This is a genomic window from Nitrospirillum bahiense (genome assembly GCF_007828025.1).
Taxonomy (GTDB): domain Bacteria; phylum Pseudomonadota; class Alphaproteobacteria; order Azospirillales; family Azospirillaceae; genus Nitrospirillum; species Nitrospirillum amazonense.
In genome coordinates this window covers 67481-81815 of record NZ_VITO01000021.1, presented here as the reverse complement: position 1 = coordinate 81815, position 14335 = coordinate 67481, and the positions used below count along the sequence as shown (strand labels likewise).

Below are 14335 nucleotides of genomic sequence, written 5' to 3'. Positions count from 1 at the left end.
GGGGGACACAGCCATGCGGCGCTTATGCCCCGCCAGCCGGCTTACCACCGGGCCCAACGCTTGACAGTTCCGCCCCCGCTACCCAAAGTCGCCTTTCTTCAATTTGGACAAACCCTGAACGCCATGACGACCGCTGAAAACCTTGACCAGCCTCAGATCGCGATCACGTTGCCCGACGGCAACGTGCGAACTTACGCGGCGGGCGTCACGGGCCTGGAGATCGCGCAGTCGATCTCCAAGAGCCTGGCCAAGGCGGCGCTGGCCGTCACGGTGGACGGGGAGGAGCGCGACCTGTCGCGCGCCATCGAGCATGACGCCAAGGTCGCCATCCTGACGCGCGACGCGCCGTACGCGCTGGAGCTGATCCGCCACGACTGCGCCCACATCCTGGCGGAGGCGGTGCAGCAGCTGTACCCCGGCACGCAGGTCACCATCGGCCCGGCCATCGCCACGGGCTTCTACTACGACTTCGCCCGGGATGAGCCGTTCACGCCCGACGACCTGGTGAAGATCGAGAAGCGTATGCACGAGATCGTGGATGCGGACAGCCCCTTCACGCGTGAGGTCTGGGATCGGGACGAGGCCATCGCCCACTTCAAGTCCATCGGCGAGCATTACAAGGCCGAGATCATCGGCGACATCCCGGCGGGCGAGAAGATCACCATCTACCGCCAGGGTGGCTGGTACGACCTCTGCCGCGGCCCGCACCTGCCGTCCACGTCCAAGATCGGCCACGCCTTCAAGCTGATGAAGGTGGCGGGCGCCTATTGGCGCGGTGACAGCCGCAACCCCATGCTCCAGCGCATCTACGGCACCGCCTGGCGCACGGAGAAGGAGCTGGCCGAGCACCTGCACCAGATCGAGGAAGCGGAGAAGCGCGACCATCGCAAGCTGGGCCGCGAGATGGACCTGTTCCATCTGCAGGAAGAGGCGGCGGGCAGCGTCTTCTGGCACCCCAAGGGCTGGACCCTGTGGCAGGCGCTGGAACGCTACATCCGCGCCAAGCTGAAGGAGGCGGGATATCTGGAGGTGCGCACGCCGCAGCTCTACGACAGCAGCCTGTTCAAGGCGTCCGGCCACTGGGACATGTATGGCGACAACATGTTCAAGATCCGGGAGTCGGTGGACGACCAGGGACGTGAGAAGTTCCTGGGCCTCAAGCCCATGAACTGCCCGGCCCACGTCCAGATCTTCCGCCAGGGGCTGAAGAGCTATCGCGACCTGCCCATGCGCCTGGCGGAGTTCGGCGCCTGCCACCGCAACGAGCCCTCGGGCGCGCTGCACGGCATCCTGCGCGTCCGCGCCTTCACCCAGGACGACGCCCACATCTTCTGCACCGAGGACCAGGTGCCGTCGGAGGCGGCGGACTACTTCAAGCTGCAGCTGGGCGTGTACAAGGATCTGGGCTTCGACAAGATCGCCGTGAAGCTGGCGCTGCGCCCCGACGTGCGCGCCGGCAGCGACGAGGTGTGGGACAAGGCCGAGCAGGGGCTGCGCGACGCCCTGACCGCCAACGGCCTGGAGTTCGAGGAGCTGCCCGGCGAAGGCGCCTTCTACGGCCCCAAGGTGGAGTTCCACCTGACCGACGCCATCGGCCGCACCTGGCAGTGCGGCACCCTGCAGCTGGACTTCGTGCTGCCGGAACGCCTGGACGCCAGCTACATCGGCGCCGATGGCGCCCGCCACCGCCCGGTGATGCTGCACCGGGCCATCCTGGGTTCGTTCGAGCGCTTCATCGGCATGATGATCGAGCATTACGCCGGCAAGTTCCCGCTGTGGCTGTCGCCCGTCCAGGCCACGGTCTGCACCATCACGTCCGAGGCCGACGCCTATGCCGAGGACGTGGCCAAGGTGATGGCCAAGGCCGGCCTGCGGGTCGAGGTCGACACCCGCAACGAGAAGATCAACTTCAAGGTCCGCGAGCATTCGCTGGCCAAGGTGCCGGTCCTGGTGGTGGTCGGCGGCCGCGAGGCGGAGAACCGTACCGTGGCCCTGCGCCGCCTGGGTGGCAAGGACCAGGAGCTGCTGTCGCTTGACGACGCGGTGGCGGCGCTTAAGCTTGAGGCACGGGCCCCTGTCCCTTCGGAGGGAGTGACGGAGGCCGCGTTCTGAGGATAATTATGGTCTGACCAGCGCCCAACGGGGCTGTGGAGAGAAATCCGCAGTTGCGCGGCGCTGGCTTTTCTTACAAGTACACATCCACGTCTTTTTATCCGGTGTCGCCGCCCGCCCCGTCCCGGGGCACCCACCCACCCCGCGGCCACCGTAAACCAGGGAGAAGGTTCCATAGCCAGGCCCAGCCAAGAGTCGGCCCCCACCCGTGAGGGGCCGCGCGTTAACCGGGAGATCAACGCTCGTTCCGTCCGCCTCATCGACGCCGCTGGCGAGATGGTTGGCGTCGTTAGTCTGCGCGATGCACTGATCGCCGCCGAAGAGGCCGGCCTCGACCTGGTCGAGGTCTCGCCCAACGCCGAGCCCCCCGTCTGCAAGATCCTCGACTACGGCAAGTTCAAGTACGAGGCGCAGAAGAAGGCCGCGGAAGCGCGCAAGAAGCAGAAGATCATCGAAGTCAAAGAGATCAAGCTGCGTCCCAACATCGACGACAACGACTACGACGTGAAGATGCGCGCCGCACGCCGCTTCCTGGAGGAGGGCGACAAGGTGAAGGTCACCATGCGCTTCCGTGGCCGTGAAATGGCCCACCAGGATCTGGGTATGAATGTGCTGGTGCGCGTGAAGGAGTTCCTGGACGACTTGGCCAAGGTCGAACAGATGCCGAAGCTGGAAGGCAAGCAGATGATCATGATCCTCGCGCCCCGTTGAGCGCGGGATCAGCCTGTTGATCGTATTCGCCAGAGGCCCTCGGAACCACCGGTTCCGGGGGCCTTGTGGTTTGGGGGGCCAGGATGGGCCCGATACCAACTGGGAGGACACATCCCATGAAAGTGGCGGGCGAGGCGATGCGGACCATCTGGGCGGAGCCCGATGGCCGGACCGTCGGCATCATCGACCAGACACGGTTGCCCTTCCGGTTCGAGACTGTGGCGCTGTCCGACGCGGCGGCCATGGCCACGGCCATCACCACCATGCAGGTGCGGGGCGCCCCCTTGATCGGGGCCGCCGCCGCCTACGGCATGGCGCTGGCAATGAAAGCCGGTGTGGAGGACGGCGATGTGGAACGGGCGCACGCCCGCCTCATGGCCACGCGGCCCACCGCGGTCAACCTGCGCTGGGCCCTGGACCGTATGCGCGAGGTGCTGCTGCTGACCCCGCCGGGCGACAGGCTGGACCGCGCCTATGCCGAGGCCGCCGCCATCGCCGACGAGGACGTGGAGATCTGCCGCGCCATCGGCCGCCACGGCCTGCACCTGATCCGCGCCGCCCACCAGCGCAACCCCGACCGGCCGGTGCGTATCCTGACCCATTGCAACGCCGGCTGGCTGGCGACCGTCGACTGGGGCACGGCCACCGCCCCCATCTATCTGGCGCATGAGGCCGGCATCCCCCTGCATGTCTGGGTGGATGAGACGCGACCGCGCAACCAGGGCGCCTTCCTCACCGCCTGGGAACTGGGGCAGCATGGGGTGCCGCATGCCGTCATCCCCGATAACACCGGTGGCCACCTGATGCAGCACGGCTTGGTGGACCTGGCCATCGTCGGCACCGACCGCACCACGGCCAAGGGCGACGTGGCCAACAAGATCGGGACCTATCTGAAGGCCCTGGCGGCCAAGGACAACGACGTGCCCTTCTACGTCGCCCTGCCGTCCAGCACCATAGACTGGACGCTGGAGGACGGCGTCGCCGGCATCCCCATCGAGGAACGCTCGGGCGACGAGGTGGCCCATATCACCGGCCTGGCCGGCCACGGCGACCTGGAAACCGTGCGCCTGGTGCCCGAGGGCAGCCCGGTGGTGAACTACGCCTTCGACGTCACCCCCGCCCGCCTCATCACCGGCCTCATCACCGAACGCGGCGTGTGCAGTCCGCAAGACCTTGCCCAGCTCTTCCCCGACCACCAGCCGCCGGAACGGATGGCCCAGGTGGCGGTGAATGACGAGTAGGGGCGCTTGTGGCCCCGGCAGCAGGCGTACCCGCCGCCGGGGGACATCTGATACGCGCGGCATTTGAACGTGACCGTTCAAATGCTCCCTCAGGCGCCGGGCGGCGGACATCCGTCCGCCTAGGCTTGTCCTCGCTACGCCCCCCCTATACACCAACTGGGCGGTGCTCGCTCCGGCGGCCCCGGTCGGGGCCTACAGCGGCACGAGTCACCATCTCGTGCCGCTGGTATGATATTACAGCGCGTCCAGCGCCAGCCCGTGCCTGTCGATGGGCCCCACCGCCGTGACGGTCCGGCGCACGTGGCGGGCGGCCTCCGTCACGGACTTGATGGTGGGATAGCGGCCGGTTTCCACCATCAGCGACCGGGCCAAGGCCAGGCAGCGGGTCTCGCACAGGGCGCGCATGTCGGGGTCGGCGATCTTTTCCAGGTCGATGTTGTGGGCCAGGCCCAGGATGCGCCGGGTGATCTTGGCGCCAGCATAGCCCAGGGCATCGGTGAACAGCCGGTCCAGATAGGCGCGGCGCTCCGTTTCCAGGCACGCGGTGCCGTCGGGGCCGGAGAACAGGGCGGCGGGATAGGCGTCGCCCTCGCCGCTGGTGCGCCACAGGTGCAGGAACTTGGCGCGGAACAGGGTCCACAGCTCCTCCACCGTCTGCAGCACCCAGTCCTGGTAGGCGTCGCGGGGATGCTCCTCCGTGCCGTGCCCGTCCTGGGACAGGTAGTTCAGCAGCAGGTTGCCGATGATGGCACCCACGTCGAAGCCCATGGGGCCGAAGAAGGCGAACTCCGGATCGATGACCCGCGTGTCCGTCTCCGTCACCATGATGGACCCGGTGTGCAGGTCGCCGTGGATCAGCGCCTCGGGGCTGGCCATGAACTTCAGCTTCAGCCGGCTGGCCGCCAGCTTCCAGGCCGTGTCCGCCTGCACCGCCTTGGCCGTCGCGTCCAGTTGCGGGCTGGTCCAGCGGTTGTGCGGATGGGTCATGTAGGGCTGGGTGAAGATCACGTCCTCCGTCAGGCGGCAGAGGGCGTCGTTGGCGGTGAAGGCCGCCACCAGGGGCCGCTTCTTCGAGGCCGGCAGGGCCAGGTCGCTGGTGGCGTAGAGCGTGCCCGCCAGATAATCGCTGACATGCTCCGCCAGGCGGGGATAGCGGATACCCTGCACCAGGCCGCGCCGCAGGATGATGTGGGGGGACAGCCGCTCCATCACGATGGCGTACAGCGTGGGGTCATAGTGCAGCAGGGCCGGCGCCCGGCCGGCGGCGCCGGCGGCATGCAGGGCCATGGCCCGTTGCTCGAACCAGGCGCGGTTGAGATCCAGGGGCCATCCCTCACCCACCAGGCGCAGATAGGGCAGGGACTGCTTGACGCACAGGCCGGTGGGTTTGCCGTCGTGACCCGGCCCCTCCACCAGGAAGACCAGGTTCAGGTTGCCGTCGCCCACTTCGGTCACCCGCCAGTCGGCGGGGGAACCGCCCAGGCGCGTGGCCAGGGCCGGCACGGCGGCCAGGAAATCGGGCAGGGTCGCATCGCTCAGCGGGGCATAGCCCGGCGGCGTATCCAGGGTCATGAATGGCGCACTCCCAGTCGTTTCACCGCCGCCTCATCGGGCGGCGCTGGGAGGTAGTGTGAGCCTGAACGGAAGCATCCGTCCAGGCGCGCATCAGGGGAGCTTTTCAGGAAACTCCAGCGCCTGCGGCGTGCCGGGCGGCAGGTCCTTGGGCTGGCGCCCATAGGTCGCGAAGCGGCGCAGCACTTCCGCCATCTCCTCCTCCCCCAGGATGACCGGCGTGCCCATCATGCGCGCGTGCCAGTACTGGCGGGCCAGGCTTTCCACCTCCACCGCCAGGTCCAGGGCCCGGCGCAGGTCGGCGCCGAAGGCGATCATGCCGTGATTGGCCAGCAGGCAGGCGCGGCGGGATCCCAGTGCCGCCATCATGGCGTCCGACAGGGCCGCCGTGCCGAAGGTGGCGTAGTCCGCCACCTCGATGCGGGTGCCGCCGGCCACGGCCACCATGTAGTGGAAGGCCGGGATGGGCTCGCGCAGGCAGGCCAAGGCGGTGCAAAAGGTGGAATGGGTATGCACCACCGCGCCGGCCTGGGGCCGTTCCTGGTAGATGGCCAGGTGCATGCGCCATTCACTGGACGGTACCATGGTACCGCGATAGCGACCCTGGAGGTCCATGAAGACGATGGCGTCCGGCGTCAGCGCCTCATAAGGCACGCCCGAGGGCGTGACCAGGAAGCCACCGCCGCAGCGGGCGCTGACGTTGCCGCTCTTGCCCTGGTTGATGCCCAGCGTGTTCATGGCCCGGGCGGTGTCGATCACCGCCTGGCGCAGCGCCTGGTCGTCCTCCGGCGGCAGGGGCGTGTCCATCACTCACCCACCTCTTCCTTGGGGTAGACGCCCCAGACCTCATCGCGCTGCAGCCAGCCGCGGAAGCCGCCCACGTCCACCTGGCACCACGGGCCCTTGCACTTGCGCAGCTTGGCGATGACCCCGGGGTCCAGCTGGGCCACCGCTTCCGAGGCGGACGCGGCGTCGCGCCGCAGGGTGCGGGTCTGTTGGCCGGTGACGATGATGCCCCGCCGGCCGGACAGGGTGCTCTGATGCACCCAGCCTTGCGTGCCCTCCACATCCCGGATGCGGCGCCACGTGTCGAACTCCGCCGTGATCTCCACCGGCATGCCGGCCTTCACGAACACCCATTCCACGGGATAGCGCACGCCGGGGCCGGTGCGGACATTGAGCTCGTTGGACCGCAAGGTGACGAAGCGCGGCACGGGCAGACCGCTGCGCACCACCGCGTCGGGGTGGGCGGCGTCGCTTTGCGGCTCCCCCTCCTGCTGGTCGCTGGCGGCACCGGTGCCGTCGGTGCCGGTGTGGGTGGGTGGGGCGGCCAGGGCGGCGGCGGTGGCGAAGGCGAGGACGATCGCGGCGCGGGGCAGCACCTGCCGGAAAAAGCGGACCATGGGCGACCGTTTCAAAGGCTGTCCCCGTTGATGGGAAAGAAGGATGGGGCGACGTTTCGGTCCCCAATAGAAATCGCCCATCCGCCGGGGTCAAGCGTCGCCCCTGTCACGGGTATCATCGGGCCACGAACCCGGCATGCGTCCCAGGGCCGCTGGACAGCGGCGCCCCTCGCTGCTATGGCAAGAACGCTATCTCGGGAGGAACCATGTCCGAGCGGAAAAAGCCCCTCGTCATCGTGACGCGCAAGCTGCCCGATGTCATCGAGACGCGGATGATGGAGCTGTTCGATACACGGCTCTCCACCGACGACCATGCCATGACCCCCGCCGAACTGGCGGAGGCGGTCAAGGTCGCCACCGTCGTCGTCCCCACCGTGACCGACCGCCTGGACGCCACCGTCCTGGCCCACGCCGGCCCGCAGCTGAAGCTGATCGCCAACTTCGGCAACGGCGTCGACCACATCGACCTGAAGGCGGCGCGTGAGCGCGGCATCATGGTCACCAACACGCCCGGCGTCCTGACCGAGGACACGGCCGACATGACCATGGCCCTGATCCTGGCGACCGCCCGGCGCGTGGGCGAGGGCGAGCGGCTGATCCGCGCCGGCCAGTGGACGGGCTGGGGCCCCACCCTGATGCTGGGCACGCGCATCTGGGGCAAGCGCCTGGGCATCGTCGGCATGGGGCGCATCGGCCAGGCGCTGGCCCGACGCGCCCGGGGCTTCGGCCTGTCGGTGCATTACCACAACCGGCATCGCGTCCATCCCGAGATCGAGCAGGAGCTGGAGGCCACCTATTGGGAAAGCCTGGACCAGATGCTGGCGCGGATGGACATCATCTCCATCAACTGCCCGCACACGCCGGCGACGTACCATCTGCTGTCCGCCCGCCGCCTGAACCTGCTGCGTCCCAACAGCATCATCGTCAACACCGCGCGCGGCGAGGTGATCGATGAGAACGAGCTGACGCGCAAGCTCGCCAAGGGCGAGATCGGCGCCGCCGGCCTGGACGTGTTCGAGCAGGAACCGGCCATCAACCCCAAGCTGCTGGCGCTTTCCAACGTGGTGCTGCTGCCGCACATGGGCTCCGCCACCATCGAGGGGCGGCAGGATATGGGCGAAAAGGTCATCGTCAACATCAAGACCTTCGTCGACGGCCACAAGCCGCCCGACCGGGTCATCGAATCCATGTTCTGACGCTCGCGAAAAAGATGTTCCGGCAGCCTTGACCGGGGACGCCGGACATCTTGACGTTAGCTATTTTTCACACCATATGGGGCTCGCTGGTGTTTAACGGCACCAGCTTTGGTGGGGATGATGACAACCGGCGGTGACGCTGGCCTGCATCCCTTCCGGCACATGGCGGATGGCGCATGAAAACCCTTTGCGCAAAACGCCGTGACGACTATGATCCGCCGCAGCAATCCTCATAACGATCCGGCCATCGACAATCTGGTGGCTGGCTGGAACGCTTTGCGGGTGGGCCATTGGCCCACTTTTTTTATTATCTGGGGTCGGCGATGTCAGGCGGGCAGGTTTCGCCCCATAACCGTCCCCAAGCGAAGGCGGGGACGGCCCGATCGGCCGTTCCCTGGATAGAGATCGATGGACGTACAGGAACGCATCGCCGGTATCATCGCCCCCTCGGTCGAGGCCATGGGCTACGACTTGGTGCGCGTGTCGCTGACGGGCAATGCCCGTCCGACGCTGCAGATCATGGCCGAGCGCGTGGACGGTGCCGCCATGACGGTGGACGATTGCGCGGAGATCAGCCGCGCCGTGTCGGCCCTGCTGGACGTGGAAGACCCCATCGATGTCGCCTACACGCTGGAGGTCAGCAGCCCCGGCATCGACCGGCCGCTGACCCGGCCCAAGGATTTTGAGCGCTACGCGGGTTTTGAGGTGCGGGTGGAGACGTCGCAGCCGGTGGATGACCGGCGCCGCTTCATCGGCATGCTGAAGGGGATCGAGGATGGCAAGGTGCTGGTGGAAATGCCCACTGGCCCGGCCGCTGTGCCCTTCGACCTGATCCTGCGGGCCAAGCTGGTGATGAACGACGCGCTGCTGAAGGCGGCCGCCGAGGGCAAGCACCAGCACTGACCCCGTTTCCCCCAAGTCGCCACGTATCACACCCAACAGTCGTTCTTACTGACGTAACAGAAGGCAAGGTTCGCTTCGATGGAACTTCTTCAAGTCGCTGACGCCGTCGCCCGCGAAAAGAACATCGAGAAAGAGCATGTGCTCGAGGCGATGGAAGAGGCCATCAAGAAGGCTGGCCGGTCCAAGTACGGCCACGAGCACGACATCCGCGCCCGCATCGACCGCAAGACCGGCGATATCCACCTGATGCGCTATCTGGAAGTGGTCGAGACGGTCGAGGACGAGGCGACCCAGGTTTCCGTGGCCCAGGCCAAGCGCAAGCGCCCGGACGCCAAGGTCGGCGACTTCCTGATCGACCCGCTGCCCCCCATCGACTTCGGCCGCATCGCCGCGCAGACCGCCAAGCAGGTGATCGTGCAGAAGGTGCGTGAGGCCGAGCGCGACCGTCAGTATGACGAGTACAAGGACCGGATGGGCGACATCGTCAACGGTCTGGTCAAGCGCGTGGAATACGGCAACGTGACCGTGGATCTGGGCCGCGCCGAGGCGGTGCTGCGCCGCGACGAATGCCTGCCGCGCGAGCATTTCAAGAACGGCGACCGCGTGCGCGCCTACATCTACGACGTGCGGCGCGAGCCGCGCGGCCCCCAAATCTTTCTTTCGCGCACCCATCCCGCCTTCATGGCCGGCCTGTTCAAGCAGGAAGTGCCGGAAATCTACGACGGCATCATCGAGATCAAGGCCGTGGCCCGCGACCCGGGCAGCCGCGCCAAGATCGCCGTCATCAGCAATGACAGCGCCATCGACCCCGTGGGCGCCTGCGTCGGCATGCGCGGCAGCCGCGTCCAGGCCGTGGTCGGCGAGCTGCAGGGCGAGAAGATCGACATCATCCCCTGGAACCGCGACGCCGCCACCTTCGTGGTGAACGCGCTGGCCCCGGCCGAGGTCGCCAAGGTGGTGCTGGACGAAGAGACCAAGCGCATCGAGGTGGTGGTGCCCGACGACCAGCTGTCGCTGGCCATCGGCCGCCGCGGCCAGAACGTCCGCTTGGCGTCCATGCTGACCGGCTGGGACATCGACATCATGACGGAGCAGGAGGAATCCGACCGTCGCACCGAGGAATTCAAGACCCGGTCGCAGATGTTCATCGAGGCCCTGGACGTTGACGACGTGATCGCCCATCTGCTGGTGGCCGAAGGCTTCAGCTCGGTGGAGGAGATCGCCTACGTCGATACCGAGGAACTGACCTCCATCGACGCCTTCGACGAGGACGTGGCCGAGGAACTGCGGGAACGCGCCCGCAATTTCCTGGAAGAGCAGAACAGCCGCCTGGAAAACCGCCGCAAGGAACTGGGTGTCACCGACGAGGTGGCGGCCATCGAGGCGCTGACGGCCCCCATGCTGGTCAAGCTGGGTGAGAAGGGCGTCAAGACGCTGGACGACTTCGCCGACCTGGCGGGCGACGAGCTCATCGAAATCCTGGGCAAGGACTCGATGAGCGAGGACGAGGCCAATGAGCTGATCATGGCCGCGCGTGCCCACTGGTTCGCGGACGAAGAGTCCGGCGCGGACGCCTGAGGGGGGCCTGGTTCATGGTCTCCCCGCAGGTCTCGGGACCGGCGATGACACCGGACCCCGACGCGCCGTTGCTGCCGGAAGGCGAGGCGGAGGCGGTCGGGGGGGCCAAAAGCCCACTGCGCCGGTGCATCGCCAGCGGGGTGGTCGGAGAGAAGGACGGGATGATCCGTTTTGTCGTCGGACCCGACGGCACGATCGTCCCCGATGTGGAGGAAACCCTGCCCGGACGCGGGCTGTGGTTGACGGCGGACCCCGCCTTGGTTGAAAAGGCGGTCGCCAAAGGTTTGTTCGCCAAGGCGGCGCGCCGGTCGGTGCGCACCCCGGCGGACTTGGGGGCCCAGGTGTCGGGCCTTCTGCGTCGCCGTTGTCTGGACCTGGTCGGGCTTGCCCGGCGGGGCGGCCAGGCGGTGGCGGGGTTTGAGAAGGTGGCTGCGGCGCTGCGCGCCAAGGCCATCGGTACGCGGTCGGGCATAGGGCTCAGGCTGGAGGCGTCCGATGGGGCTGCCGACGGCCGGTCCAAGCTGGACGCGCTGTCCCCCGGCATCCCGGTGGTCGATATTTTCGACCGGGGGGAGTTGGGCATGGCGCTGGGCCGCGATGACGCGGTGCATGCCGTGGTGGGTGCCGGACCTTTGGTCCAGCGCCTGCAGCGGGAGGCGGACAGGCTGCGCGCCCTCTCCAAGGGGCGTTAGGCCCAGCGCTGGGTAAGGGATGGCCTTGGGGCATCGGCCCCGGGGCGACAACGATGAAACAGTCGGAAATCGTATGACTGACACGAGCGACCAGGACCGCAAGAAGTTGAGCCTTACCGGTCGAGGCAAGCTGGAGCTGAAGAAGACGGAGGCCGCGGGATCCGTGCGCCAAAGCTTCTCGCACGGCCGCACCAAGACCGTTGCGGTTGAGGTCAAGCGCAAGCGAACCTTTGAACAGGGCGCCCGTCCGGGCGTGGCCGATGGCGGCGCCGCCGCCCGTGCCGCCGCCGAGGGCCGGCCCGCCCAGGGCGGCAGCCGCGGCCAGCCGCCGCGTGGCGGTGCCCCCCGCCAGCTGACCGACAGCGAGCGTGAAGCCCGTCTGCGCGCCCTGCGCGCCATGGGCGAGAACCCCGCCCAGGAGGACGTGGCCGACGAGCTGCTGGATGAGGTGGCCGCCGCCGACCTGCCGATGGCCGACGAGGCCCCGGCCGAGGCCGCGCCCGCGCCTGAGCCCGTGGTCGAGGAGCCGGTCAACGACGGCCCCCTGGACGACGAAACCCTGCGTCGCCGCGAGCTGGAAGAGCTGCGGATGATCCAGGAAGAGGAAAAGCGCGTCGCCGCCGAGGCGGAGAAGCGCCGCCAGGAGGAAGAGGCCAAGCGCAAGGAGGCCGAGGCCGCCCGCAAGGCCGAAGAGGCCCCGCGCGCCGCCCGTCCCGCCGCCGGCAACGCCGGTGCCACGACCACCGCCACCGCCGATTCGGTGGCGCCGCGCGGCCCGCTGGCCCCGCGCGCCGTCGATGACGAGGATGACGAGGGTGGGCGCCGCCGCGCCGGCCCGGGCGGTCCCGCGAAGACCGCCAGCAAGGTCGCGGCCCCGGCCCCGGCCAAGGCCGCCAAGGGTGGCGAGCGTCGCCGCAACGCCGGCAAGCTGACCATTTCCCAGGCGCTGAGCGACGAGGGCGGTGGCGCCCAGCGTGGCCGCAGCATGGCCGCGCTGCGCCGCGCCCGTGAACGTGAGAAGCAGCGCCTGAGCGGGCGTCAGGATACGCAAAAAGTGACTCGCGACGTCATCATCCCCGAAGTCATCACCGTGCAGGAACTGGCCAACCGTATGGCCGAGCGTGGCGCGGATGTGATCAAGGCGCTGATGCGCATGGGCGTGATGGCCACCATCACCCAGAACATCGACACCGACACGGCCGAACTGATCGTGACGGAATTCGGCCACCGCGCGCACCGCGTGTCGGAAGCCGACGTCGAGGTGGGCGTGAAGGGTGACGTTGACCGGGACGAGGATCTGTCGCCGCGTCCGCCGGTCGTGACCGTGATGGGCCACGTCGACCACGGCAAGACCTCGCTGCTGGACGCCCTGCGTCACACCGACGTTGCCAGCCGCGAGGCCGGCGGCATCACCCAGCACATCGGCGCCTACCAGGTGCAGTTGGCGTCGGGCTCGCGCATCACCTTCATCGACACCCCCGGCCACGCCGCCTTCACCGAGATGCGTGCCCGTGGCGCCAACGTCACGGACGTGGTGGTGCTGGTGGTGGCCGCCGACGACGGCGTCATGCCGCAGACGGTCGAAGCCATCCAGCACGCCAAGGCGGCCGAGGTTCCGATCATCATCGCCATCAACAAGTGCGACCTGCCCGGCGCCAAGCCGGACCGGGTGCGGCAGGAACTGCTGCAGCACGGCCTGGTGGTCGAGGCCATGGGCGGCGACGTCCTGGACGTGGAAGTGTCGGCCAAGACGGGCAAGGGCCTGGACAAGCTGGAGGAGAACATCCTCCTGCAGGCCGAAATCCTGGAGCTGAAGGCCAACCCGGCGCGCACCGCCGAAGGCGTGGTCGTTGAAGCCAAGCTGGAACGCGGCCGTGGCTCCGTGGCCACCATGCTGGTGCAGCGCGGCACGCTGAAGGTGGGCGACATCGTCGTCGCCGGCAGCGAGTGGGGCCGTGTCCGCGCCCTGGTCAACGATCGTGGCCAGAACGTCGAGAGCGCCGGTCCCGCCACCCCGGTGGAGGTGCTGGGCCTGAACGCCACGCCGCTGGCCGGTGACGAGTTCTCGGTCGTCGAGAGCGAGGCCCGCGCCCGTGAGATCACCGAGTTCCGTCAGCGCAAGAAGCGGGAGGCCCAGGTCGCCCAGTCGGCGCGTGGTTCGCTGGAACAGATGTTCAAGCAGATCCAGGCGGGCGAGGTGAAGGAACTGCCGCTGGTCATCAAGGGCGACGTGCAGGGCTCGATCGAAGCGATCTCCGGCACGCTGGAAAAGCTGGCCGGCGACAATGCCGAGGTCAAGGTGCGCGTCCTGCACTCCGGTGTGGGCGCCATCAACGAGAGCGACGTCACGCTGGCCAACGCCTCGCGCGGCATCATCATCGGCTTCAACGTCCGCGCCAATCCGCAGGCCCGTGAAATGGCCAAGCGGGACAACGCGGAGATCCGCTACTACTCGGTCATCTACGACATCATCGACGATGTCCGTGCCCTGCTGACCGGTATGCTGAAGCCCGTCCTGCGCGAACGCTTCCTGGGCAACGCGCAGATCCTGGAGGTGTTCAACATCACCAAGGTCGGCAAGGTCGGCGGCTGCCGCGTGACGGAAGGCATCGTGAAGCGCGGCGCCGGCGTGCGCCTGCTGCGCGACAACGTCGTCATCCACGAGGGCACGCTCAAGACGCTCAAGCGCTTCAAGGACGAAGTCAAGGAAGTGCGCGAAGGTTACGAGTGCGGCATGGCCTTCGAGAACTACGACAACATCCAGGCGGGCGACGTCATCGAAGCCTACGAGATGGAAGAGGTGGCCCGCGCCCTGTAAGCGCGGCCCGCTTTCCTCGACTGGAAGAGTACTGCCTGACAACCCGGCCGTCCGGTCCAACCCCGGACGGCCGTTTTGGCTCTTACCCGAGCCGCTTGGACCCTGCGCC

At 67.9% G+C, this 14335-nt stretch carries 11 protein-coding genes; 8 read left to right on the top strand and 3 right to left on the bottom strand.

The genetic code is table 11. The features are described 5' to 3' along the window. Positions 1 to 123: 123 nt before the first annotated feature. From thrS to mtnA, 3 genes are all read left to right on the top strand, one after another. Complete coding sequence (thrS, locus tag FBZ88_RS24125) at positions 124 to 2112, top strand: threonine--tRNA ligase (RefSeq protein WP_145619622.1); 1989 nt, start codon at positions 124 to 126, stop codon at positions 2110 to 2112. Positions 2113 to 2286: 174 nt separating this feature from the next. After that, a complete protein-coding gene (gene infC / locus FBZ88_RS24120) occupies positions 2287 to 2823 on the top strand; it encodes a translation initiation factor IF-3 (RefSeq protein WP_145619621.1) in 537 nt (178 codons plus the stop codon). Between the two features lie 116 nt (positions 2824 to 2939). Beyond that, entirely contained in the window at positions 2940 to 4064 is a 1125-nt protein-coding gene (gene mtnA, locus FBZ88_RS24115; protein WP_145619620.1) for an S-methyl-5-thioribose-1-phosphate isomerase, read from the top strand. A gap of 234 nt (positions 4065 to 4298) precedes the next feature. On the opposite strand, the gene mtnK is transcribed toward mtnA, so the two are convergent. The 3 genes from mtnK to FBZ88_RS24100 form a co-directional block, all read right to left on the bottom strand. Continuing rightward, complete coding sequence (mtnK, locus tag FBZ88_RS24110) at positions 4299 to 5636, bottom strand: S-methyl-5-thioribose kinase (RefSeq protein WP_145619619.1); 1338 nt, start codon at positions 5634 to 5636, stop codon at positions 4299 to 4301. A 93-nt stretch (positions 5637 to 5729) separates the two neighbouring features. Beyond that, positions 5730 to 6443, bottom strand: a complete 714-nt coding sequence (locus FBZ88_RS24105) for a class II aldolase/adducin family protein (protein WP_145619648.1) — start codon at positions 6441 to 6443, stop codon at positions 5730 to 5732. Further along, positions 6443 to 7039 carry an SH3 domain-containing protein gene (locus FBZ88_RS24100; protein ID WP_145619618.1) on the bottom strand — a complete coding sequence of 199 codons (597 nt, stop codon included), beginning with the start codon at positions 7037 to 7039 and terminating at the stop codon, positions 6443 to 6445. The genes FBZ88_RS24105 and FBZ88_RS24100 overlap by 1 nt, the downstream gene beginning before the upstream one ends. 206 nt (positions 7040 to 7245) lie before the next feature. Between FBZ88_RS24100 and FBZ88_RS24095 the strand changes: the two genes are divergently transcribed. The 5 genes from FBZ88_RS24095 to infB all read left to right on the top strand — a co-directional run bounded on the left by FBZ88_RS24095 (position 7246) and on the right by infB (position 14226). Beyond that, positions 7246 to 8235: a 2-hydroxyacid dehydrogenase gene (locus tag FBZ88_RS24095; RefSeq protein ID WP_040846616.1), complete on the top strand. Its 990-nt coding sequence runs from the start codon at positions 7246 to 7248 to the stop codon at positions 8233 to 8235. A gap of 408 nt (positions 8236 to 8643) precedes the next feature. Then, the gene (gene rimP / locus FBZ88_RS24090; protein WP_145619617.1) at positions 8644 to 9138 is read left to right on the top strand and encodes a ribosome maturation factor RimP; all 495 of its coding nucleotides are present in this window, start codon (positions 8644 to 8646) and stop codon (positions 9136 to 9138) included. Positions 9139 to 9216: 78 nt separating this feature from the next. Continuing rightward, positions 9217 to 10716 carry a transcription termination factor NusA gene (gene nusA, locus FBZ88_RS24085; protein ID WP_004272990.1) on the top strand — a complete coding sequence of 500 codons (1500 nt, stop codon included), beginning with the start codon at positions 9217 to 9219 and terminating at the stop codon, positions 10714 to 10716. Positions 10717 to 10730: 14 nt separating this feature from the next. Further along, complete coding sequence (locus FBZ88_RS24080) at positions 10731 to 11408, top strand: RNA-binding protein (protein ID WP_246138831.1); 678 nt, start codon at positions 10731 to 10733, stop codon at positions 11406 to 11408. Positions 11409 to 11481: 73 nt separating this feature from the next. Further along, a complete protein-coding gene (infB, locus tag FBZ88_RS24075) occupies positions 11482 to 14226 on the top strand; it encodes a translation initiation factor IF-2 (protein ID WP_145619616.1) in 2745 nt (914 codons plus the stop codon). Positions 14227 to 14335: the final 109 nt, after the last annotated feature.

Coding starts and splice junctions, on each gene's coding strand:
- thrS (WP_145619622.1), top strand. CDS start 124: ATGACGACCGCTGAAAACCTTGACCAGCCTCAGATCGCGATCACGTTG.
- mtnA (WP_145619620.1), top strand. CDS start 2,940: ATGAAAGTGGCGGGCGAGGCGATGCGGACCATCTGGGCGGAGCCCGAT.
- mtnK (WP_145619619.1), bottom strand. CDS start 5,636: ATGACCCTGGATACGCCGCCGGGCTATGCCCCGCTGAGCGATGCGACC.
- FBZ88_RS24105 (WP_145619648.1), bottom strand. CDS start 6,443: ATGGACACGCCCCTGCCGCCGGAGGACGACCAGGCGCTGCGCCAGGCG.
- FBZ88_RS24100 (WP_145619618.1), bottom strand. CDS start 7,039: ATGGTCCGCTTTTTCCGGCAGGTGCTGCCCCGCGCCGCGATCGTCCTC.
- FBZ88_RS24095 (WP_040846616.1), top strand. CDS start 7,246: ATGTCCGAGCGGAAAAAGCCCCTCGTCATCGTGACGCGCAAGCTGCCC.
- rimP (WP_145619617.1), top strand. CDS start 8,644: ATGGACGTACAGGAACGCATCGCCGGTATCATCGCCCCCTCGGTCGAG.
- nusA (WP_004272990.1), top strand. CDS start 9,217: ATGGAACTTCTTCAAGTCGCTGACGCCGTCGCCCGCGAAAAGAACATC.
- FBZ88_RS24080 (WP_246138831.1), top strand. CDS start 10,731: ATGGTCTCCCCGCAGGTCTCGGGACCGGCGATGACACCGGACCCCGAC.
- infB (WP_145619616.1), top strand. CDS start 11,482: ATGACTGACACGAGCGACCAGGACCGCAAGAAGTTGAGCCTTACCGGT.